Below are 22,266 nucleotides of genomic sequence, written 5' to 3' on the forward strand. Positions count from 1 at the left end.
GCCCCGCTGTCCGGTGGGCCCAGGGCTGCGCCGTCAGGTTCGGGAGCGTTCTATCACCAGCCCGTCCTGATTCTCACCAGCCCGTCCTGCCGTCGATGTGTTCCCGCAGCAGGTCGGCGTGGCCGTTGTGCCGCGCGTACTCCTCGATCAGATAGACGAACAGCCAGCGCAGATCGGCCAGTTCGCCGTTGGGGCGCCGGAAGGTGTCGTCCAGGGAGCGTCCCGCGACGGCGGCGCGGGCCGCGGCGACCTCACGGTGGTAGATCTCGAAGTCGCCGGGGGCGCTCTCGGGGGTGCCGTCGTCGAAGTCGCCCTCCATGTTGTCCTCGGTGAAGAAGACATAGGGGAGGCCGCTCTCGCCCGCGAAGTGGTTGCGGAACCACCAGCGTTCGACACCGGCCAGGTGCCTCGCCAGGCCCAGCAGGGACATCGTGGACCGGCCGACGCTGCGCCGGACGAGCTGCTCGCCCGTAAGACCGCCGCACTTGTGCAGGAAGGTCGCCCTGCACAGGTCGAGCGCGCTCTCCAGCGCGACCCGCTCGTCCGCCACGGACACCCGCTCGGGGCGCTGCACTTCGGGAGTTCTCCACGTCATGGGCACACGCTAGAGCCGAGCACTGACAATCGCGCCTGCGGCGGGCAGCCCTCCCGGGCGGAGCCGTGGGCCGGTGGGACCGTGTGCCACGGGTCAGTGGGCCGGTTCGCTCAGCCCAGCCGGCGCAGTCCCGCAGCGGTGGGGCGGAAGCCGCAGCGGGCGTAGAAGCCGCTCAGATGCTCCTCGTAGTCGACGTGCAGCCATCGCGCGCCCGCGCGGCTCGCCTCGTCGGCCGCGCGACGCACGAGCCGAACCCCCAGTCCCCGGCGCCGTGCCGACGGGTGCACGGTCGTGTCCAGCACGAATGCGTGAACGCCGCCGTCGCCCAAGACGTTGACGAATCCGACGAGTCGGCCGCGTACATCGCGTCCGTGGTGTGCATCGGGTTCGTCGTGTTCATCGCATCCGACGCGTCCGCCGTCGTCATCGCGCCCACCGTGTTCATCGCGTTCGTCCCCCGCGTACTCGCGGAAGGCCGCGACCCACAGCAGGCTGTGCCGCAACCGCGCGCCGAAATCGGTCGGTTCGTGATCCGGCCACGAGGCCGCGAACAGCGCGTTGAGCGCGGCGTCGCCGAGGGGCGGGCTCGACTCCAGCCGTACGCACGCCTGTTGTCTACCGCCAGGACGCGGCGCGCTCACCCCGCCCGCACCGTCTGGCACGGGATCTCCATCGTCACCATGGTCGGCCCGCCCGGTGGGCTGCTCACCGCGAGGATGCCGTCGAAGCGCGCCAGCCGCCGCTCGATGCCCGTCATGCCCGTGCCCTTCGCCGGGTCGGCGCCGCCGCGGCCGTCGTCGGTGACGGCGATGCGCAGCATGCCGCCCTCCGTGTCGGTGTAGTGGACGTCCAGCCAGACGCGTCCGGCCTTCGCGTGCTTCGCCGCGTTGGTGAGGACCTCGCTGATGGCGAAGTACGCGGCGGATTCGACCGGTTCGGGGAAGCGGCCGTCGAGTTCCACGTCCGTCTCGACGGGGACCTGCATACGCAGTGCCAGGGCCCGCGCGGCGTCGCCGAGGCCGCGCTCGGCGAGGACCGGAGGGTGGATTCCCCTTACGAGGTCGCGCAGTTCGGTCAGCGCCTCCGCGGAGTTCTGGCGTGCCTGTGCGATGAGCTTCTTCGCCTGGGCCGGGTCCTTCTCGATGAGGGCCTCGATGGTGCCCAGGCTCATGCCCATCGAGACCAGTCGTGCCTGTGCGCCGTCGTGCAAGTCCCGTTCGATACGGCGCAGTTCGGCCGCCGAGGAGTCGACGGCGTCGTGACGTGTCTCGTAGAGCCGCTCGACGCGCTGCTCCAGGCGTGCGCCCCGGGTGGGCGAGATCATGGCCTTGACGATGAGGAAGTGGCCGCGCACGAAGTGCGGGCTGACGCCGGTCGCGAGCACGATCAGCAGGGCGCCGAGGCACGCGCACAGAGTGGCCGTACCGAATCCCTCGACCGGGATGAAGGCGTACCAGTAGTGGTGCCGCACGGCCCGCCAGACGCCCGCGAAGATCACGAAGCCCTCGATCCCGTAGGCGATGAACGCGGGCGGGAAGAGCGCCGTGACGAAGCCGAAGACCGCGTCCGTCAGCAGCCAGATCAGATCCCGCCAGGTCGCCGGGTCGCGAAGCAGACGGGTGCAGCGCTTGACCGTGCCGCCGAGGCCGTCGTCGGCCGGCGGCAGCGGACGGTAGGGCGAGGGGACGGTGAGACCGGCCCAGTCGTATGCGAGGTAGCGGCGCTGGTTGGCGTGCATGCGTACGAGATGCGTGACCGCGGGGGTGGTGAACAGGCCGACGCCGACCACGATCAACGCGATCGACACCACGCTGACGATGAACAGCGCGAGCGACGCCCCCAGCGACAGCAGACACAGCGCGAGACCGCGAACGGCCGCGGTCAGGGCCTGTCCTGTGCGTTCCCGGAACGTCCTCGTCCGCGGGCGCGCCGGGGACGGGCCCGCGAATGCTCCCTCTGCCGCTGCCCGCTGACTCACACTGCCGCTCCTTCTGTCCGTCCCCGCTCTTGGCCCCGGCCTCGTGCTCGCCGGGCGTCATAGCCACAGTCTGCGCTGCTCCAGCCCGTACGGGCAGGGGGACCGGCCCCCCTACGGGGGTGTGGCTGGCGCCACCCCCGTACTGCTATCGCCCCCTCCCCCGACAGGGGACCTCGGCGGCTGGGGGCGCCGCGCCCGGCTTCCTAGCGTCGAGACGACCGGTCAGCACGTCCCCGGGGGCAGCGCCCGGGGACCCGGAAAAGCCCAGGACGAGGGGGAGTTCACCGATGCGCGAGACGCCGGAGCAGAGACGGACGCCGGCCCGGACCCGGACCCGGACCCGGACCCGGATGCGAACGCGGGCCCGGACACGAACACAGGCGCAGGCACAGGCACAGGCGCAGTCACGACGGCACGGCCCCGAACGCGAGGAGCCGTGGCGCTACGACGACCAGGGCTGGTACGAGCGCCGCAGGCCCCGCCGCCCGGGGCTGGCCGCACGGCTCGGCGGCTGGAGCACCGGGCACCGTAAGGCGGCCGTCTTCGGCTGGCTGGCTGCTCTTCGTCGTGCTCGCGGCGGTCCTCGGCGGCGTGACCGGCGTCGCGGAGGTGAGCCAGTCCGAGGGAATGGCGGGCGACTCGGCACGCGCGCAGCGCATCCTGGAGGACGCCGGGATCGAGGCACCCGCGGGCGAGACGGTGATGGTGACCAGCGATACGCCGGGCGGCTGGCGCCTTGCCGCGGGCGAGGTCGCGGCGGCGGTGGAGGCCACCGGCGAGACGCACAGCGCGCGGCGCCCCATACCGTCGGAGGACGGCAAGGCCGCACTGCTGAACTTCACGATGCGGGGCGACCCGGAGAGCGCCGGCGACAGGGTGGGGCCGGTCGTGGACGCCGTGGCGAAGGTGCGCGCCGCACACGACGGCGAGGGCGTCACCGTCCACCAGTACGGGCAGGCCAGCGGCGACAAGTGGCTTTCGGGCATGCTCGGCGACGACTTCGCGAAGGCCGAATGGACGGCCGTACCACTGGCGTTGGGGATTCTGCTGGTCGCCTTCGGTGCGCTGGTCGCCGCGTTGCTCCCGGTGGCGCTGGCCGTCACGGCGTTCGTCGCGGCCAACGGGCTGCTGGCGCTGGTCAGTCACGGGCTGCACATCTTCGATACGACCAGCTCGGTGATGCTGCTGATGGGTCTCGCGGTCGGCATCGACTACTGCCTGTTCTATCTGCGCAGGGAGCGCGACGAGCGTGCCGCCGGCCGGGACGCCGAGACCGCGCTGCGCGTGGCCGCGGCCACCAGCGGGCGTGCCGTACTGGTGTCGGGGCTGACGGTGATGGTGGCGATGGCCGGACTGTTCCTGTCCGGGCTGCTGATGTTCAAGGGCTTCGCCGTGGCCACGATCCTGGTCGTGTTCATCGCGATGCTCGGGTCGGTGACGATCCTGCCCGCGCTGCTGTCATGGCTGGGCGACCGGGTCGAACGCGGACGGCTGCCCTTCACCGGCGGCGGGCACGGCGGCACACGTGGCGGGCGCAAGAGCACGCGCCGCGGGGAGCGCGGGCGGCGCCGCGAGGGCGGACGGATCTCGGCGGCGGTGCTTCGGCCCGTGCTGGCGGCGCCGGGGGTGTCCGCCGTGCTGGCGGCGGCGGTGATGCTGCTGCTCGCCGCGCCGATGCTCGGCATGAAGACCGAACAGCTCACCCTCGACCAGCAGATGCCCTCCGGCACTCCGCTGCGGGCGGCCTCCGAGGCTATCGCCGGGACCTTTCCCGGCGGGCCCTCGCCCGCCAAGGTCGTGCTGAAGGCCGACGACGTGGACGCGCCCCGGGTGCGGGCCGCGATCGCCGAGTTCACCGAACGGGCCCGCGCCGACGGGCACTTCGGCACGGGCGGCCGATCCCAGGACGGAAGCGGGGCCGGAAGCGGGGCCGGAAGCGCGAGCGGCGGCGAGGTCGTGAAGACGACCGTGCACCGCTCCGCGGACGTCGTCGAGATCGACGTGGTACTGGCCGGCGACGGCAAGGACGCCACGTCCAAGGCCGCAGTCGAACGGCTGCGCGGCACGCTCGTTCCGCGGACGCTCGCCCCCGTCGCACACGACGGCCAGGCGTATGTGGGCGGTGAACTCGCCGGTTCCATGGACTTCGACGACCAGCTACACCGCGGCATCGTGCCGGTCCTCGCCTTCATCACGGCCGTCACGTTCCTGCTGATGCTGGTCGGCTTCCGTTCGCTGCCCGTCGCGTTCGTGTCCGTGGTGCTCAATCTGCTCTCCGTAGGAGCCGCGTACGGAGTGATGACGGCCGTCTTCCAGCACGGCTGGGGCGCGGAGCCGCTGGGCACGGAGGCGGTGGGGGCGATCGAGTCGTGGATGCCGCTGTTCGTGCTGGTGGTGCTCTTCGGGCTGTCGATGGACTACCACGTCTTCGTCGTCTCGCGGATCCGTGAGGCGCACCAGCGGGGCGCCGGGACCCGGGAGGCGATCCGCGAGGGCGTACGCGCCACGGCGGGCGCGGTCACCGGCGCGGCCGTGATCATGGTGGCTGTGTTCGCGGTCTTCGGCACGCTGTCGATGCAGGACATGCAGCAGATGGGCATCGGGCTCGCGGCGGCCGTACTGCTGGATGCGACCGTCGTACGGATGGTGCTGCTGCCCGCGGTGATGACGCTGCTCGGCGAACGCAACTGGTATCTGCCGCGCATGCTGCGGGGATTGCCCGACTTCTCGCACGGAGATCCGGCCCCGGCCCCGGTCTCACTGACGCCTGCCCCCTCCATGTCGGCAGCCACGTCGGCAGCCACGTCAGGGGCGGCAGCCGCCGGACCCGGGGCGGGTGCGACGTCCGCCGACCGGCCCGCGCGGCCTGCGGAACGGGACGGCGGCACGGCCGCCTCACGGCCTCGCTGAGTCCGCCAGGGACGCATAGGGGTCGTGTACGGGCGCACGCACGGGGCGCGTATCGGACGCGTACGCGTATCGGATGCGTACGGGACACCGGACGGGCAAGTCCATCGCCGGTTCCGGTGATCAGGTTCCGGCCACGTCCGAGGACGACGGCGCGTCCCGGTCGCCGCGGCATGTACGCGGCGGCCGGGACGCCGGGGTGACGCGGCCGCTCCGCTCTCGCGGCCGACTCCCCGACACCCGGCGTTCCAGCAGCTCAGAGCCGCAATTCCCGCGCCGCGCCGGGCCGCTGACCACGTGGCACGATCCGGCGAGCTTCTCTCGTGGGGCACAGCTCCAGCCCGTACCCTGCCCCCATGCCGCACATCACAGTCGACTACTCCGACGCCCTCGCCGACACTTTCGACCGCCGCGGCTTCGGACTCGCTCTGCACCCGCTTCTCGCACGGACAGTCGTGGGCTCCGTCGCCGGCTGCAAGACCCGCTTCCGGCAGATCGAGGAGTGCGTGATCGCGGACGGCACGGACGAGGTCGCGATGCTCCACGTCGAGGTGGCGCTGCTCTCCGGCCGTACCCCCGAGGCGAAGGCCGAACTCTCCCGCGCAGTACTCGGACTCGCCCGGGACCACGTCAAGCCGACGCCGGGCGTCACCCTGCACACCTCCGTCGACGTCTGCGACCTCTCCCGCGGCAGCTACGCCAGTCACACGGAAGAGGACCACACATGAGATTCGGACTGCTCGGCACGGGCCCCTGGGCGCAGAACACCCATGGCCCGGCGCTCGCCGCACACAAGGACGTACAGCTCACCGGCGTGTGGGGACGCCGCTCCGACGCGGCGGCGCAGCTCGCCGGCGACCTGGGGACCCGCGCCTACGACGACGTCGACGCGCTGCTGACCGACTGCGACGCGGTCGCCGTCGCTCTCCCGCCGGATGTGCAGGCGCCGCTGGCGGTGCGTGCCGCCGAGGCCGGCTGCCATCTGCTGCTGGACAAGCCCGTGGCGACGACACCGGGCGCCGCACGCCAGGTCACGGCCGCGGCGGAGTCCGCGGGCGTGGCGTCCGTCGTCTTCTTCACGCTGCGCTTCAGCGAGCCGACCGCCGCGTGGATCGCCGAACAGGCCGCCGCCGGGCCGTGGTTGACGGGCCGCGCCGACTGGCTCTCGCCCGTCTTCGGCGGTGCCGACTCCCCCTATACGGCCTCGCCCTGGCGCCGGGAGAAGGGCGCGCTGTGGGACGTCGGGCCGCACGCGCTGTCGGTGCTGCTGCCGGTGCTCGGCGACGTGGAGGATCTCGACGCCGTAAGGGCGGCACGCGGCCACGGCGACACCGTGCACGTCATCCTCCGGCACACGGGCGGCGCCTCCAGCACCTGCGCGCTCAGCCACTCCGTGCCGCCCGCCGCTGCCGGTGTCACCGCCGAGGTCAGGGGCGCCGCGGGGACGGCGACGCTGCCGCAGCGGGAGGAGTCTCCGGTCGACGCGTTGATGCGCGCGGTCGACGCGTTGACCGAGTCGGCACGCACCGGCGAGGCACATGCCTGTGATGTCCGTTTCGCCCAGCGGGTCACGGAGATCCTCACGGCCACGGAGGCCGCTCTTCCGTAGAGCAGGCCCTGCGCAGGGGGATCGACGTCTCATCGAGGCCGTACATTCCGAACATCTCGGGCACAAGGGATCAATACCTCCTGTCGGCCCGCAACTGCCTTCCCCTGCCGGTAGATTCGGGACACGTCCCAGCCCGCCCGGCACTCCGGGCTTCCCGGCCGCCGAGGAGGACCCGTGCGCGTCGTCATCGCCGAAGACCTCTTCCTGCTGCGGGACGGCCTGGTCCGGATGCTGGAGGCCTTCGGCTTCGAGATCGCCGCGACCGTGGACAACGGCCCCGAGCTGAGCAGGGCGCTGAAGGAGCTGGAGCCCGACGTGGCCGTCGTCGACGTGCGGCTGCCGCCGTCCTTCAGCGACGAGGGGCTCCAGTGCGCGCTGGAGGCCCGCCGCCGACGCCCCGGGCTGCCGGTGCTGGTGCTCTCGCAGCACGTCGAGCAGCTCTACGCGCGTGAGCTGCTCGCGGACGGCTCGGGCGGCGTCGGTTATCTGCTCAAGGACCGGGTCTTCGACGCGGAGCAGTTCGTCGACGCCGTACGGCGGGTCGCAGCGGGAGGCACCGCGATGGACCCGCAGGTGATCCAGCAGCTTCTCTCACGGCGTTCCACGGAGGCGCCCATGGCGAAGCTCACCGATCGCGAACGGGAAGTGATGGATCTCATGGCGCAGGGCCGGTCCAATGCCGCGATCGCCTCCGCGCTCGTCGTCACCGAGCGGGCCGTCGGAAAGCACACGTCAAATATCTTCGGGAAGTTGGGGCTTCCGCCGTCCGACGACGACAACCGTCGCGTGCTCGCCGTGCTCGCTTATCTGGACGGGTCTGACCGGGGCTGACCAGCATCATCTTGCCGCGCCCTCTCGTATAAGCACACAAGACTCCATTAGCGTGCGCACCGAATGTGTCAGCGGTGACAGCGATGTCTCGGCGAAGTGGAGCACGCAGTGGAGGACATCAACAGACGCACACTTCTGGGTACGGCAGGCGCTCTCGGCGCCGGAGTCGCACTGGGCCCGAGCACCGGCCCGGCGGCGGCCCAGGCCCCGGCCGTACCGGGTTTCCACACCGCGGCCCCCGCCGACATGAAGCACGCCGAGGCAGCCGTGCGCCGCCTCCTCCCCGACCACCACGGTCAGATCTCCTTCACCGCGCTCGACGGCGGCAAGGAACGCTTCGAGGTCTCCGGGAAGGCCGGGGCCGTCGAGATCGCGGGCACCTCGCCCGCCGTGGCGCTCACCGGGCTGCACTGGTACCTGAAGTACACGTGCGCAGCGCACTTCTCCTGGGCGGGCAGCCAGGCCGACCTGCCCGAGCGGCTCCCCGCGCCGGCCGCCCGCTACGAGCGCAGCGCCACCGTTCCCCACCGCTTCGTGCTCAACGACACCCACGACGGCTACACCGCCCCCTACGCGGACTGGGCCCACTGGGAGCGCTTCATCGACGTACTGGCGCTGCACGGCTGCAACGAGGTGCTGGTGACGACCGGTTCCGAGGCCGTCTACCACCGGCTGCTGAAGGACTTCGGCTACTCCGACGAGGAGGCGCGGCGCTGGATTCCCGCGCCCTCGCACCAGCCGTGGTGGCTGTTGCAGAACCTCTCCGAGTACGGCGGGCCGATCTCCTCCGCGCTGCTGAACAAGCGCGAGGAACTGGGCAGGCGCATCGTGACGCGGCTGCGCGAACTGGGCATGCACGCCGTGCTCCCCGGCTACTTCGGCACCGTCCCCGACGACTTCTCCGAGCGGAACACCGGCGGCCGTACCGTGCCGCAGGGCGACTGGAACGGCCTGAACAGGCCCGCGTGGCTCGACCCGCGCACATCGGTGTTCCGCAAGGTCGCCGCCGCGTACTACAAGCACCAGAAGGACGTCTTCGGCGAGATCCGGCACGTCAAGATGGATCTGCTGCACGAGGGCGGCAAGGCCGGCGACGTGCCCGTGCCGGACGCGGCACAGGCAGTGGAGAAGGCCCTTCAGGCCGCGCTGCCCGGTGCGACATGGGTGATCCTCGGCTGGCAGAGGAACCCCCGCCGCGAACTGCTCGACTCGCTCCAGCACAAGGACCGCGCTCTGGTCGTCGACGGGCTCTCCGACCTGGAGAAGATCACCAGCCGCGAGAGCGACTGGGGCGGTGTGCCCTACGCGTTCGGCACCATCCCCAACTTCGGCGGCCGTACGACGCTGGGCGCGAAGACCCAGATGTGGACCGAGCGGTTCACACAGTGGCGGGACAAGACCGGCAGCAAGCTGACCGGCACCGCCTATATGCCGGAGGCCACCCACCGCGATCCTCTCGCCTTCGAGCTGTTCAGCGAGCTGGCCTGGCGGGAGGAGGCCGTCGACCGTAAGCAGTGGTTCGCCGGTTACGCGAAGCTGCGCTACGGCGGCGACGACGCGCGGGCACGCGCCGCGCTCGCCGCGCTGCGCGGCACCGCGTACGAGATCGGCAGCACCGACGGCCGCCCGCACGACAGCATCTTCGCGGCGCGGCCCAGCCTGGACGCGCGTTCCGGAGCCCACTACGCCACCCACACCCCGGCGTTCGACCTCGCCGACTTCGACGCCGCGCTGACGGCGCTGCTGGACGTGGGCGAATCGCTGCGCGGCAGCGACGCCTACCGCTACGACCTCGCGGACGTCGCACGCCAGGCGCTCGCGAACCGTTCGTGGCTGCTGATCGGGAAGCTGAAGACGGCGTACGAGCAGGAGGACGTGGCCGCCTTCCGCAAGGTGGCCAATCTGTGGCTGTCGCTGATGAAGCTCAGCGACGAGATGGCCGGCACTCACCGCTCCTTCCTGCTGGGCCCCTGGCTGGCCGACGCACGCGGACTGGGCGGCGACACCGCCGAGCAGGACAAGCTGGAAGTCACCGCACGCACGCTGATCACCGCCTGGGCGGACCGTCCGGCCGCCGACAGGGGCCTGCTAGCCAACTACGCGAACCGCGACTGGCAGGGCCTCATCGGCGACTTCCACCTGCCGCAGTGGCGCGCCTATCTGGAGGAGCTGGAGGACGCCCTCGCCGACGGCAGGACGCCCAAGAGCTTCGACTGGTACGCGATGGAGGACGCCTGGACGCGGGAGCACAAGACGTATCCGCAGCGGCCCTCGGGGGACGTGCACCGGACCGCGCTCCGCGTGCAGGAAGCGCTCGCCAAGGCGCCGTTCCAGGGCAGCCTCAAGACCGAGTCCGATCCGGCGACGCTGCCTCCGGGGGCGTCGGGGAAGTTCAAGGCCACCTTCCGCAACGAGAGCGGACTGCGCCCGACCGGAGTCGTCGACTTCTCCCTCACCGGGCTGAAGGACGCCGAGCCGCAGGGTTCGACGTCGGTGCTGCGCGTGGATCAGGGCAGCAGCGCCGACGTGACCTGGCGGGTGCGGGCGCCGGAGGACGAGCTGAAGGATCCGCTGAGGCCGCTGGAGTACGAACTCGCCGTGGAGTACGGCCCGGAGGGCGAGCGCCGGGTCCGCATGCCGCAGCAGGGCAAGCTCTATGTGGCGGGCCCGCTGGACGGCGGGCTGTCGACGTTCAGCACCAACGAGGCCGTGTTCGGTCAGCTCGGCGAGCGCTTCGCCGTCAACGGCGCCGGCGACGACATGTGGAAGGGCACCTCCCACTTCGGTTCCGTCTACCGTGAGGGCGCCCTGCGCAGCGGCAGCGCGGCGACCGTGCGCGTCAACGCGCAGGAGGAGACCGGGCCTTGGGCGCGTGCGGGGATCGTCGCACGCAACGATCTGCCCGGTGCTGCGTCGCCCGGATTCGTCAGCCTGTCTGTGACGCCGCGCAACGGCGTGGTCCTCTCCTACGACTCCGACGGCGACGGACAGCTCGACCGGTACGAGCGTGTCACCGGGGTCGGCGCCCCCGTACTGCTGCGCCTCAGCCGCGACGGGCGGTCCTTCAAGGGCGAACTGTCCACGGACGACGGGAAGAACTGGCGCTCCGTGGGGACCGTGACCGTTCCGGGCGTGCGTGCCCGGCAGGACGTCGGGATGTTCATGTCGGCGACGAACGGCGGCACGGGAGCCCGGGGCACGGTGGAGTTCGCCGACTGGGGCGTGCGCTGAACTTCCCTGCCCGGTACGGGTGAGGGGCGGCGGCAGGCGCGCGGCGGCGCAGCCGGGGACCCGGTCGCGGCGCCGGGGCCGTGCGGTCCCCCGGGTCGCTGGACCGCCGGACGCCCGGTGACCAAGCCAAGGGTCGTTCGTTCTCGTGGACGTGGCCCTCTCGGAAGCGACTTCGCACAACTCACGTACATCGTCAGGCTTCGTCGACGTGGAGCAGGCGCAGTCCGCGCTCGTCGAGCACTATCCGCGCCTGGTACGGCTGGCCTATCTCGTACTGCCGCCCTCGCTCGACCGGCACCGCCGGGTTCTGACCGCGCACTCGCTCGTACAGCGGGCGCTGCCGCGCGGACGCGGCGACGCCAAGGTGAGCCCGCTGCCCGCGCAGCGCCACGCCGGTGCCGACGGCGGCACGGGCGAGAGCGCCGGGCCCGGCGCCGGGAAGACCGGTAAGGCCGGGAAAGCGGGGAAGGCCGGGGCCGCGGCGGAGACGGTGGACGTGGACGAGACCGGCGAGTCCACCGGCGAGTCCACCGGCGCGAACCTCAACACCGATGGCACCGGGGTGAGTTCGGGCGGCCCTCGCGGTGGCGCGTACGCCTATCTGACCACTCGGGTGCTGCGGGCCGCGCTGGCCGGTGAACGGCAGCGGCGACTCGGCCCCTGGCGGCTGCCGCCGCTGCCGGTGCGTCCCGGGCTCTTCCCGCTCGTACTCGGGCTGCGGCTCTTCCCGCGTTCCGGCGGCGCCTACGAACTCGCCCTGGAGAAGGCCCTGTCGGAGGTCTCGGGGGCGGCCAGGGCGGCCTGTGCGCTGCGCGGCTGGGAGGGCATGACCGAGGCCGAGGTGTGCCGGGTGCTGGAGGCCGCCGAGGTCGAGGACCCGGCGGGGGCGCTCGCGGAGGGCGCCGGAATCCGGCTTCCGGAGGGCAGCAACGACCGTCCCCTGCCGGGTACTTCGGAGTTCGACCCCTGCTCTCTACAGGCCCGGCCCACCGATCTGCTGCGGCGCCGGCAGCATCTGCGCGCTGTGTTCGCCGCGGTCGCCGCGGTGGCCGTATGCGGTGCGCTGCTCGGGCTGCCCGGGGACTCCTGGGGCCCGGACGGTGCGGCGGCACCGCCCTACGCCCGTAATCCCGCCGCCGAAATGGCCCTGGACCCGGGCTCGTTGACCCGGGCCGCCCCCGGCGTGTGGAAACGTTCGTCACGTACCGACTTCTCCGCATGGCCGGCCCGTGGCGACCTCACCCGCGACCACGAGCTGCTGCGGCGGGCGTTGAACGTCTGGGCGCGGCCCGGCGACGGCGTGCGGGTGTCGGTCACACGCGGCACCGCCGCAGGGCCGCCCTCCGGTCCCCCTCAACTGCTGTACGCGGGGCGGATCGACGGCACCCGGGTCGTCATGCTGCACGACGGGCTGCGCGTGGCCCGCTACTCGGAGCCCGAGGGCGCCGACAGCGGCGGGGCGACGCTGGACATCGCCCGTACGGACGGCGCGGGTACGGCCGACTCCGGGGCGCTGGTGGTCAACCGCAGCGACTCCAACGTCCGTTACCTGACGGCACCTTGGGTCTCGAAGGCGGCCGAGGTGGATCTGCTTCAGCCGGACGAGGAAGGCAGGCCGCTGAGCCGTGAGGACGACGGGGTGCTCACGTCGCTTACGGGCGCCGACGCCGGCCCTGGCGGATGCCACCGCTGGCCCGGCCTGCTGCTGTCCTCGCGCGACCACTCGACGCGTCATCTCTACACGGATCTCGGCGAGTTGACGCCCGCGAGGATCACCGGCGGCAACCCGGGGAAGAAGCCGAAGGACGCGACGGGGGCGGCCGCTCGGGAGCGGCTGTCGAACACGGCCTGCGGCCTGCGCACGATGCTCGGCGCGGGCGTGCGCTCCGTCAACTCCTGGCAGTTCGCCACGCAGTCGCTGCCGGGCGGCGCCGGTTCGGTGGTCTGGTCGTGCACTCGCGGGGAGACCTGGCGCGGCCGTGGAGCACGTGTGCTCACCGGCTTCCGGCAGCCGGGCACAGAGCCCGGCGAGCAGTCCACGTTCACCTCCCGCGCGGTGGACACCCCGGCGTGCGGTCCCCGCGAGCCTCACGCACTGAGCGGCGGGCTGTGGAAGTCCCGCGCGGGCGAGTGGTACGTGCTGGCCGCGGGCAGCCGGAAGGTGACGGCCATCAGCGTGTCGGGGAAGGGCAAGTCGCGGAGCCTGAGCGGCACTTGGCCCGGGCGGCGGCTGGTGCTGTCCGCGCAGAAGGGCGCGAAGGCGAAGCTCACCGCGAAGTTGTCGAACGGCGAGAAGCTGGGCGAGCCGCGCTGACCGCACGAGGGACGGTCGCCTCCGCCCGCTGACGGTCCTGCTCTCGGTGCTTCGAGTACGGCGGCCGATGCGAGACGGACGTGAAGTGCCCTACCGGGCCCGGGAGTTCACGCGCTCCGGGGTCGGCGAAGGAGACCGGCCCGACCGGCCGGGCGCGTGCGGTCCGCGTGCGGCGGACCCGCCGGCCGGCCGGACCGGAGTGTGGGGCCGGGCACGGAGCGGGGTCTGCGGCGGCGGCCGGAGCGCGCCGCCGGGAGGTCACCCGCTCCGCGCCCGGGATCTTCCTTCGTCGCGTGCGGGCGCGGGTGCCTGGCCCGTGGAACCGCGTACGACGAGTTCCGGCTGGAAGACGAACTCCGCGCGGGGCACGGGGTTTCCGCGGATCTCCTCCAGCAGGGTGTTCACCGCCGCGTTGGCCATGGCGCGTACCGGCTGGCGCACGGTCGTCAGCGGCGGATCGGTGAAGGCGTTCAGCTCCGAGTCGTCGTAGCCGACGACCGATACGTCCCGGGGGACGTCGAGTCCCTGTTGCCGTACGGCTCTTACGGCACCCAGCGCCATCAGGTCGCTTCCGCACACGATGCCCGTACAGCCCTCGTCGAGGAGGGCGATGGCGGCGGCGTGGCCGCCCTCGACGGTGAACAGGGTGTGCCGTACCAAGCCGCTGGCCGGGCGGGGGCCTTCGCTCTCCAGCTCCTCCGCGAATCCCTGCGCCTTGCGGCGCACCGGCACGAACCGGTCGGGGCCGACGGCGAGTCCGATGCGGCGGTGCCCGAGTTCGCGCAGATGCCGTACGGCGACGCGGGCCGCGGCACGGTCGTCGGGTGAGACGAAGGGCGCGGCGATCCGCTCGTTGTAGCCGTTGACCAGGACGTACGGCACGCCCCGGCCGGTGAGCCGTGCGTAGCGGGCGGGGTCGGCGGTGAGGTCGGCGTGCAGCCCGGAGAGGAAGATCACGCCCGTGACGGAGCGCTCGACGAGCTGGTCGACGAGTTCGTCCTCGGTGGCTCCGCCGGGAATCTGGGTGCCGAGCACGGGCGTGTATCCGTTGCTGGTGAGGGACTGCTCGATGACCTGGGCGAAGGCCGGGAAGATGGGGTTGGTCAGCTCGGGGATGACCAGTCCGACGAGTCCGGCGCTGCGTGGGCGCAGCCGTACGGGCCGCTCGTAGCCGAGCAGGTCGAGGGCGGCGAGCACCCGCTGCCGGGTCGAATCGGCCACGCCCGCACGGCCGTTGAGGACACGGCTGACGGTGGCCTCGCTGACCTGCGCCTGCCCTGCTATGTCGGCGAGGCGGGTGGCGGGCAGCGCCGAGGGCGGAGCCGTCATGCGGCCGTTCCGGTGGCGGGGCCGGGGCCGTCGCCGGAGCCGGGGCCGTCGCCGGGGCCCGCGCTCGCGCGGGTGCCACCGGGCCCGCCATTGCTGCCGCCGGCGTGCTTCCCCGTGCTCCACCAGGCGGTCGTGTCGGCCGGGAGCGGCCCCGCACCGTCGTACGGGCCGCTCGCGAGGATCAACTCCCCCGCGACGCCGTGCAGTTCGGCCGGGCCGTCACCTGTGTTGGCCGTGCATACGAAGTCGCCGCGGCGGAACGCGAGCACACCCCGCGGTGCGGGCAGCCACTCGACGGACTCGCCCGCGCCGAGGTCGGGCAGCTCATGGCGCAGCCGCAGCGCCGTGCGGTACAGCTCCAGCGTGGAGTCGGGCCGCCCGTACTGTGCGGCGACGGACAGCTCGCCCCAGCCGTCGGGCTGCGGCAGCCAGCTCCCGCCGTCGCCGAACCCGAAGGAGCTTCCCTTCTGTTCCCACGGCAGCGGTACGCGGCAGCCGTCGCGCAGTCCGTCCTGCCCGTTGTCGCGGAAGAAGGAGGGGTCCTGGCGTGACTCGTCGGGCAGGTCGGCGACCTCGGGCAGGCCCAGCTCCTCGCCCTGGTAGATGTAGGCGGAGCCGGGCAGCGCCAGCATCAGCAGGGCCGCGGCGCGTGCCCTGGGCAGGCCGCCGCCGAGGCGGGTGCGGTGGCGTACCACGTCGTGGTTGGAGAGCACCCAGGTCGTGGGCGCGCCGACGGGGCGCATCGCGTCGAGCGACTCCTCTACGGCGACGCGCAGCGCGTCCGCGTCCCAATCGGTCTGGAGATAGTGGAAGTTGAACGCCTGGTGCAGCTCGTCCTCCCGTACGTAGCGGGCGGTGCGGCGGGAGTCGGGCGTCCACGCCTCGGCGACGGCGATGCGCTCGCCCGGGTACTCCTCCAGTACGCGCCGCCAGTCGCGGTAGATCTCATGCACACCGTCCTGGTCGAAGAACGGCAGCGGCGCGCTGCCCAGCAGGCGCAACTGCCCCGTGCCTCCGGCGTCGGGCAGACCGGGCGCCTTGACGAGGCCGTGTGCGACGTCGACGCGGAAGCCGTCGACGCCGAGGTCGAGCCAGAAGCGCAGCACGGTGCGGAACTCGTCGCGCACGGCGGGGTGTTGCCAGTCGAAATCGGGCTGCTCGGGTGCGAAGAGGTGCAGATACCACTCGCCGTCGCTGCCGTCGGGGTTCTTCACCCGCGTCCAGGCGGGGCCGCCGAAGACCGACTCCCAGTCGTTGGGCGGGAGTTCGCCTGCCTCGCCCCTGCCGGGCCGGAAGTGGTAGCGGGCGCGGGCCGGTGAGCCGGGCCCCTCCTCCAGTGCGCGAACGAACCAATCGTGCCTGTCCGACGAGTGGTTGGGCACGATGTCGACGATGACGCGCAGCCCGAGGCCGTGGGCGTCCTCGATCAGGGCGGCGGCGTCGGCGAGTTCGCCGAAGCGAGGGTCGACGGCGCGGTAGTCGGTCACGTCGTAGCCGCCGTCGGCCTGCGGGGAGGCGTAGAAGGGGCTGAGCCACACCGCGTCGACACCGAGCCCGGCGAGATACGGCAGCCGGGAGCGCACGCCCGCGAGGTCGCCCATGCCGTCACCGTCGGCGTCGGCGAACGAGCGCGGATAGACCTGGTAGATGACGGCGTCGCGCCACCACCCGGTGGCCTCCTGCCGCGTTGCGCGGTGGTCGTCCAAGGCAAGTGTGCCGGTGTGTACGGGAAGCTGGGTCATGTCGTCCCTGGAGGTCGAGGTGGGGTGCGGCGGTCGTCGCGGCCGCAGCCGAGGCTGGTCGGGGCCGGGGCTGGTCGGGGCCGGGGCTGGTCGAGTGCCGGGCTGGTCACGGTCGTTGGTCAGGGGGTACGGGTCGGTGGCGTCGGTCAGGGGCGGGGCCCGGCGAGCCCGTAGCGGGCAGGCAGACCCGGCCGCTCCATGCGCCCACTCCGTACGCTCAGGACTTCGTCGCCCCGGCCGTCAGCCCCGCGACGAGATGGCGCTGGGCGAAGCCGAAGACGACCGCCGCCGGCACGGCGACGATGACGGCGGCCGCGGTCATGGAACCCCAGTCGGAGCCGTACCGGTTGACGAAGGTCTGGAGACCGCCCGCGAGGGTGAGGTTCTCCTCTCCCGTCATGAAGGCCGTGGCGTAGGCGACTTCGGCCCACGCGGTCACGAACGTGTAGAAGCCGGTGACGGCGAGGCCCGGTCTGGCCAGCGGCAGCACCAGCCGCCAGAAGGTCCCGAAGGGCGTGAGCCCGTCGACGCGTCCCGACTCGTCGATGTCGACGGGAACGGTGTCGAAGAAGCCCTTCATCATCCAGGCGCAGAACGGGACGGCCACCGTCAGATACGTGACGATCAGCCCGACGGGCTGGTTGAGCAGGCCCAGGCTCGCCATCGTGTTGTACAGCGGCACGATCAGCACCGCCATGGGGAACATCTGCGTGATCAGCAGCACCCACATCAGGGGCCGCATACCGGGAAAGCGGAAGCGGCTGAGGGCGTAGCCCGCGGTGGCCGCGACGAAGACGCCGATCAGGGTCGTACCGACGACGACGAGCAGTGAATTGCCCAGCCAGGTGAGGAAGTAGGTGTCGGCGACGACGTGGGTGTAGTTGTCGAGGGTGAAGTGGCGGACCAGGGCGGTGGTGAACGACTCGCTCTTCGGCTTGAACGACGTCACCAGCAGCCACAGCGGCGGGAAGAGCGCGACGGCCGTCGCCGTGAGCAGTCCCGTGTGCAGTCCCAACGCGGCGAGCGGCCCCCGCTCGCCCCGCCTCCTCCGCCTCGCGGGCGCGGCAGCGGTCTTCGTGAGGGCCATCGTCACCACACCTCTCCCTGGCGGCGCAGCGTCCGCCTGTATACGACCGTGAACAGCGACAGCAGCACCAGGATCAGCACGCCCCAGGCGGCCGAAGTGGCGTAGTCCCGCGGGCTGTTGATGAACGACAGCCGGAAGGCGTACGTCACGAGGATCTCGGTGGAGTCCTCCGGGCCGCCCCTGGTGAGCAGGTAGATCACGGGGAACATGTTGAAGGTCCAGATGGTGCTGAGCAGGACCACGGTGCTGCTGACGCTTCTGACGCCCGGCAGCGTGATGTTGCGGAACCGCTGCCAGGGCCCCGCACCGTCCATCTCGGCCGCCTCGTACAGCTCACCGGGTATGCCCTGGAGCGCGCCGAGCATCGCGACGATCATGAAGGGCACGCCGAGCCACACGTTGACGGCGATGACGGCGACCTTGGCCCACACCGGGTCGCCGAGCCACGGCACGGCCTCTATGCCGCCGCCGTCGAGCACCTTGTTGAGCAGGCCGTTCTTCTCGTTGAAGAGCATCTTCCAGGCGAAGACCGAGACGAACGCCGGTATCCCCCACGGCACGATCATGCCGATCCGGTAGAACGACCGGCCGCGCACCTGCCTGTTGAGCATCACGGCCAGCGTCAGGCCGAGCAGGAACGTGACGCCCACACAGCCGACGGTCCACACCACGGTCCAGCCGAGGCGGTCCCAGAAGACGCTGTCGCCGAGGATCGCCTCGTAGTTGTCGAGTCCGGTGAACCTGTATGTCGCCGGCAGGTGGTTGACGCCGATGACGCGCTCGACGTTCGCCTCGTCGGCGTCGGTCAGCGACAGCCAGACGCCGCGCAGCAGCGGATAGCCGACGATCGTCGCGATGACGGCGACGACCGGGGCGACCATCGCCCAGGCGTACCAGTGGACTTGGGCCGCCCTGCGCAGCCCGGCCACGGCACCGCCCCGTCCGCCCGTCCCGCTGCTTGCGCTCTCGCTCCCGCCGGTCCGGCCCGTCTCGTTCCCGGTGCCGCGTCCCCCGGCGCGGGCGGCGCCGCTGTCGCCGCCGCCCGCGTCCGCGGTAGCCGCCCGGCGTGTGGTCTCCACAGCCATGGCTCCTCGGCCGTCCCCTCCGCCCCGCGGGCTTACTTGTAGTTCTCGTCCTTGAGCAGCTTGCGGAACTCGTCGCCGACCTTTCCGGCGGCCTCCTTCGGGCTGCGCCCGCCGGTGAGCACGGCGTCCATCTGGCCCCGTACCGGCTCGAAGAGGGAGTTGCCCTCCGCGATCCACGGCCGCTGCACGGCGTTGTCGACGGCGGGCTTGAAGAACTCGACCATCGCGTTCTTCGCCACGGACGGCTCGTCGTAGACGGAGCGGCGCGTGGGCAGCAGGCTCAGCTCCTCGGTGGTGCGCTGCTGCACCTCGGCTGAGCTCATGTACTTCGCGAACTCCTGCGCCGTACGCAAGTTCTTGCTGCCGGCGTACACGGAGAGGTTCCAGCCGCCCTGCGGCGATCCCCTGTCCTTGCTGCCCGCGGGAACGGGAGCGACGCCGAGGTTGTCCTTGTCGTCCTTGAACTCCTTGCCCTGCAAGGCCCCCGCGATGTCCCACGGCCCGTCGACGATCATGGCGACGTCGCCGTCCTGGAACGCCTTGAGCCCGTTCTCCTGGCCGTCGCTGCTGTCGGTGACGGCTGCCTTGGAGTCGACGAGGTCCTTCATCCTGGCGAACGCCTTGGCGCCGGGCCCGTCGTCGACGGTGACCTTCTTCGCGGTCGGATCGACCAGGTCGCCGCCCTCGCCGTAGAGATACGGCAGGAACCAGTACGGATCGTCGCCGCGCAGATAGAGGGCGGTCTTGCCGGTCCTGCTCTTGATCTTCTTCGCGGACTTCTTCAACTCGTCGAAGGACTTGGGCACTTCGACCCCGGCCTCCTTGAGCATCTTCTTGTTGTAGAAGAGGCCCAGCGTGTCGGTGACCTGCGGCAGCGCATATGTACGGCCCTTGAAGCGGGTGCTGCCCGCGGCGTTCTTGATGTAGTCGGACGGCTTGTCGATCGCGGGCGTACCGTCGAGCGGCGCGAGATAGCCGAGGTTGGCGAAGTCGGCGACCCAGGCGACCTCGGTGCGCATCACGTCGGGGGCGCCGGAGTTGCCGCCGGCGGCGTTCTTGAACTTCTGGTTCGCGTCACCGAAGTTGACGTGCACGTACTTCACGTCGACCTTCGGATGCCTCTTCTCGAAGTCCTCCGCGATCTTCTTGTACGTGCCCTTCTCGGCGTCGTTCGAGGTGTCCCAGTACGTGACGGTGCCTGACACACCGCCCTTGGCCGCGCTGCTGTCGCCGCCGTCCCCGCCGCAGGCGGTCGCCGTCAGTGCGAGCACCGCCACGGCCGCGGAGAGCATGAATCCGTTGCCACGCCGCATGTTCGTTCCCTCCCACCTGTGCGCCCGGCGGCGCCACTGGCGCCCGGCCGGGGCCCCGGCGCCTGGACGGCGCCGGACTGCCGAGGAACGTAACGGCGTCGAGCAAACTTGCGCAAGAGTTTGCGGCAACTTTCAGAACGGACTTTCGCACCCGGGCTGCTTCGGGACCCGGAGACCCTGCGCGGTGTGCAGCCATTGCCGCGCCCGGTAGGGTCCAGCCCTGTGACCGCACGGCTAGCTGACATCGCAGCACAGGCGGGGGTCAGCGAAGCGACGGTCAGCCGTGTCCTCAACGGCAAGCAGGGCGTCGCCGCGACCACCCGGGAATCCGTACTCGCCGCACTCGACGTGCTCGGATACGAACGCCCCCTCAAGCTGCGGCAGCGCAGCGCCGGACTCGTGGGCCTGATCACACCCGAGCTGGAGAACCCGATCTTCCCCGCCTTCGCGCAGGTGATCGCCCAGGGCCTCACCCGGCAGGGATACACGCCGGTGCTGGCGACGCAGACTCCCGGCGGTTCGACCGAGGACGAACTGACGGAGATGCTCGTCGACCGCGGCGTCGCCGGGATCGTCTTCGTCTCCGGGCTGCACGCCGACACCACCGCCGACATGCAGCGCTACGAGCGGCTGCGCGGTCAGGGCGTGCCCTTCGTGCTCATCAACGGCTACTCCGACAAGGTCCGCGCCCCGTTCGTCTCCCCCGACGACCGTGCGGCGATGCGACTCGCCGTCACACATCTCGCCGAACTCGGCCACCGGCGCATCGGACTCGCCCTGGGCCCGGAGCGATTCGTGCCCGTACAGCGGAAGATCGAGGGCTTTCTGACTGCGATGCGGGACCAGCTCGACCTGACGGCGGACCAGGCACGCGAGTTCGTACAGCACTCCCTCTACACCCTGGAGGGCGGACAGGCCGCAGCGAGCGCGCTGCTGGACCGCGACTGCACCGCTGTGGTGTGCGCGAGCGACATGATGGCGCTCGGCGCGATCCGTGCGGTGCGGCAGCGCGGGCTGACGGTCCCGGGCGACGTATCGGTGATCGGCTTCGACGACTCACCGCTGATCGCGTTCACCGACCCCCCGTTGACGACGATCCGTCAGCCGGTGCCCGCCATGGGCCAGGCCGCGGTCCGCGCCCTGCTTGAGGAGATCGGCGGCACGCCCGCTCCGCACAGCGAGTTCGTCTTCCTCCCTGAGCTGGTCGTACGCGGCTCGACGGCCTCCGTACCCGCGTCCGCCCCCTCGGTCGCAGGGAGGACGTAAGGGGCCCGATACCCGACCGCAGGATGATCGGCGGCTTGTCCCCTTCTGGCAGACTGTCCCCTCATGGGGGCATCGACGACGAGGACCGCACAGACAGACAAAACGGCCACCGCGGCACCGGCGCCCGCCGATCAGGACCCTGCCGGGGCCGAGACCGCCGGGGCCGAGCCCGCCGGGGAAAGTGACAGAGCGACAGGCGCGCGGCGCCCACGTGCGGTTCGTCGTCCCACCATCTGGTTCGAGATCGTCCTCGTCCTGGTCTTCTACGCGGTCTACTCCGCGATCCGCAACGCCGTGCCGGAGCAGCGGCTCCAGGCCCTTGACAACGCCGACCGGGTGTGGAAGGCGGAGCATCTGCTCGGCATCGCCGTGGAGGACTCCATCAACCGCGCGGCCGACAGCGTCACCTGGCTCATCCTCACGATGAACTACTACTACGCGACGCTGCACTTCATCGTCACCGTGCTGGTGCTGGCCTGGCTCTACCACTCCCACCCGGGCCGTTACGCGGCCACGCGCCTGGTCGTCTTCGCCACGACCGGCATCGCCCTGCTCGGGTACTACCTCTTCCCGCTGGCGCCGCCGCGGCTGATGCGCGGAGACACGTTCGTCGACACCGTGCAGGTGCACCAGACTTGGGGCTCGATGGCGTCCGGGAACCTCGCCGACATGTCGAACCAGTACGCGGCGATGCCCTCCATGCACATCGGCTGGTCGGTGTGGTGCGGCATCACCGTCGCGGCGCTCGCCAAGCCCCTGTGGGCACGGCTGCTGGGGGCGCTCTACCCCCTGGTCACGCTGACGGTGATCGTCTGCACCGCCAACCACTTCTGGCTGGACGCGGTCGGCGGAGTCATCTGCCTCGCCTTCGGATTCGCGCTCTCCTTCGGCTGGTACGGGCGCATCGCGTACCGGCTGCCGAGACTGGCATCGGCGCCCGCGGGGGCGTGACGGCGCGTACCGCGTGGGCCGTACGGGC

The 22,266-nt window shown here is 71.5% G+C and carries 16 protein-coding genes; 8 read left to right on the forward strand and 8 right to left on the reverse strand.

From position 1 onward, the window contains the following. Nucleotides 1-73: 73 nt before the first annotated feature. The 3 genes from MMA15_RS05955 to MMA15_RS05965 form a co-directional block, all read right to left on the reverse strand. Nucleotides 74-595 (reverse strand): DinB family protein, encoded by a 522-nt coding sequence (locus tag MMA15_RS05955; protein ID WP_241057973.1) that lies wholly within the window; start codon nt 593-595, stop codon nt 74-76. A gap of 110 nt (nt 596-705) precedes the next feature. Continuing rightward, nucleotides 706-1,191 carry a GNAT family N-acetyltransferase gene (locus MMA15_RS27805; RefSeq protein WP_372498322.1) on the reverse strand — a complete coding sequence of 162 codons (486 nt, stop codon included), beginning with the start codon at nt 1,189-1,191 and terminating at the stop codon, nt 706-708. 41 nt (nt 1,192-1,232) lie between these two features. Next, nucleotides 1,233-2,480, reverse strand: coding sequence for a sensor histidine kinase (locus MMA15_RS05965; protein WP_241063030.1), 1,248 nt, complete (start codon nt 2,478-2,480; stop codon nt 1,233-1,235). A gap of 660 nt (nt 2,481-3,140) precedes the next feature. Between MMA15_RS05965 and MMA15_RS05970 the strand changes: the two genes are divergently transcribed. The 6 genes from MMA15_RS05970 to MMA15_RS05995 all read left to right on the forward strand — a co-directional run bounded on the left by MMA15_RS05970 (nt 3,141) and on the right by MMA15_RS05995 (nt 13,465). Then, nucleotides 3,141-5,483 (forward strand): MMPL family transporter, encoded by a 2,343-nt coding sequence (locus MMA15_RS05970; protein ID WP_372498191.1) that lies wholly within the window; start codon nt 3,141-3,143, stop codon nt 5,481-5,483. A 353-nt stretch (nt 5,484-5,836) separates the two neighbouring features. Beyond that, a complete protein-coding gene (locus tag MMA15_RS05975; RefSeq protein ID WP_241057974.1) occupies nt 5,837-6,208 on the forward strand; it encodes a 5-carboxymethyl-2-hydroxymuconate Delta-isomerase in 372 nt (123 codons plus the stop codon). Continuing rightward, complete coding sequence (locus MMA15_RS05980; RefSeq protein ID WP_241057976.1) at nt 6,205-7,089, forward strand: Gfo/Idh/MocA family protein; 885 nt, start codon at nt 6,205-6,207, stop codon at nt 7,087-7,089. The genes MMA15_RS05975 and MMA15_RS05980 overlap by 4 nt, the downstream gene beginning before the upstream one ends. Nucleotides 7,090-7,263: 174 nt before the next feature. Beyond that, entirely contained in the window at nt 7,264-7,920 is a 657-nt protein-coding gene (locus tag MMA15_RS05985; RefSeq protein ID WP_241057978.1) for a response regulator transcription factor, read from the forward strand. Between the two features lie 108 nt (nt 7,921-8,028). Then, entirely contained in the window at nt 8,029-11,151 is a 3,123-nt protein-coding gene (locus tag MMA15_RS05990; protein WP_241057980.1) for an alpha-N-acetylglucosaminidase, read from the forward strand. 208 nt (nt 11,152-11,359) lie between these two features. Next, a complete protein-coding gene (locus tag MMA15_RS05995) occupies nt 11,360-13,465 on the forward strand; it encodes a hypothetical protein (RefSeq protein WP_241057981.1) in 2,106 nt (701 codons plus the stop codon). 258 nt (nt 13,466-13,723) lie between these two features. On the opposite strand, the gene MMA15_RS06000 is transcribed toward MMA15_RS05995, so the two are convergent. The 5 genes from MMA15_RS06000 to MMA15_RS06020 all read right to left on the reverse strand — a co-directional run bounded on the left by MMA15_RS06000 (nt 13,724) and on the right by MMA15_RS06020 (nt 20,021). Then, nucleotides 13,724-14,794 (reverse strand): LacI family DNA-binding transcriptional regulator, encoded by a 1,071-nt coding sequence (locus MMA15_RS06000; protein ID WP_241057982.1) that lies wholly within the window; start codon nt 14,792-14,794, stop codon nt 13,724-13,726. Continuing rightward, nucleotides 14,791-16,536 carry a glycoside hydrolase family 13 protein gene (locus MMA15_RS06005; RefSeq protein ID WP_241057983.1) on the reverse strand — a complete coding sequence of 582 codons (1,746 nt, stop codon included), beginning with the start codon at nt 16,534-16,536 and terminating at the stop codon, nt 14,791-14,793. The genes MMA15_RS06000 and MMA15_RS06005 overlap by 4 nt, the downstream gene beginning before the upstream one ends. A gap of 217 nt (nt 16,537-16,753) precedes the next feature. Beyond that, the gene (locus MMA15_RS06010; RefSeq protein ID WP_241063031.1) at nt 16,754-17,623 is read right to left on the reverse strand and encodes a sugar ABC transporter permease; all 870 of its coding nucleotides are present in this window, start codon (nt 17,621-17,623) and stop codon (nt 16,754-16,756) included. A gap of 2 nt (nt 17,624-17,625) precedes the next feature. Beyond that, nucleotides 17,626-18,708, reverse strand: a complete 1,083-nt coding sequence (locus MMA15_RS06015) for a carbohydrate ABC transporter permease (RefSeq protein ID WP_241057984.1) — start codon at nt 18,706-18,708, stop codon at nt 17,626-17,628. A 32-nt stretch (nt 18,709-18,740) separates the two neighbouring features. Then, a complete protein-coding gene (locus MMA15_RS06020) occupies nt 18,741-20,021 on the reverse strand; it encodes an extracellular solute-binding protein (protein ID WP_241057985.1) in 1,281 nt (426 codons plus the stop codon). 222 nt (nt 20,022-20,243) lie between these two features. On the opposite strand from MMA15_RS06020, the gene MMA15_RS06025 reads away from it, so the two are divergent. Both MMA15_RS06025 and MMA15_RS06030 read left to right on the forward strand, forming a co-directional pair. Further along, nucleotides 20,244-21,287: a LacI family DNA-binding transcriptional regulator gene (locus tag MMA15_RS06025; protein ID WP_308290512.1), complete on the forward strand. Its 1,044-nt coding sequence runs from the start codon at nt 20,244-20,246 to the stop codon at nt 21,285-21,287. Between the two features lie 63 nt (nt 21,288-21,350). Further along, on the forward strand, nt 21,351-22,238 hold the full coding sequence (locus MMA15_RS06030) for a phosphatase PAP2 family protein (protein ID WP_241057986.1): 888 nt from the start codon (nt 21,351-21,353) through the stop codon (nt 22,236-22,238). Nucleotides 22,239-22,266: the final 28 nt, after the last annotated feature.

This window comes from Streptomyces marispadix (assembly GCF_022524345.1).
Taxonomy (GTDB): Bacteria; Actinomycetota; Actinomycetes; order Streptomycetales; family Streptomycetaceae; genus Streptomyces; species Streptomyces marispadix.

What these genes read in the sequence shown, in the direction of transcription:
- MMA15_RS06020 (WP_241057985.1), bottom strand. Translation starts at nt 20,021, where the DNA reads ATGCGGCGTGGCAACGGATTCATGCTCTCCGCGGCCGTGGCGGTGCTC.
- MMA15_RS05975 (WP_241057974.1), top strand. Translation starts at nt 5,837, where the DNA reads ATGCCGCACATCACAGTCGACTACTCCGACGCCCTCGCCGACACTTTC.
- MMA15_RS05955 (WP_241057973.1), bottom strand. Translation starts at nt 595, where the DNA reads ATGACGTGGAGAACTCCCGAAGTGCAGCGCCCCGAGCGGGTGTCCGTG.
- MMA15_RS06010 (WP_241063031.1), bottom strand. Translation starts at nt 17,623, where the DNA reads ATGGCCCTCACGAAGACCGCTGCCGCGCCCGCGAGGCGGAGGAGGCGG.
- MMA15_RS06015 (WP_241057984.1), bottom strand. Translation starts at nt 18,708, where the DNA reads ATGGCTGTGGAGACCACACGCCGGGCGGCTACCGCGGACGCGGGCGGC.
- MMA15_RS06030 (WP_241057986.1), top strand. Translation starts at nt 21,351, where the DNA reads ATGGGGGCATCGACGACGAGGACCGCACAGACAGACAAAACGGCCACC.
- MMA15_RS06000 (WP_241057982.1), bottom strand. Translation starts at nt 14,794, where the DNA reads ATGACGGCTCCGCCCTCGGCGCTGCCCGCCACCCGCCTCGCCGACATA.
- MMA15_RS06005 (WP_241057983.1), bottom strand. Translation starts at nt 16,536, where the DNA reads ATGACCCAGCTTCCCGTACACACCGGCACACTTGCCTTGGACGACCAC.
- MMA15_RS05980 (WP_241057976.1), top strand. Translation starts at nt 6,205, where the DNA reads ATGAGATTCGGACTGCTCGGCACGGGCCCCTGGGCGCAGAACACCCAT.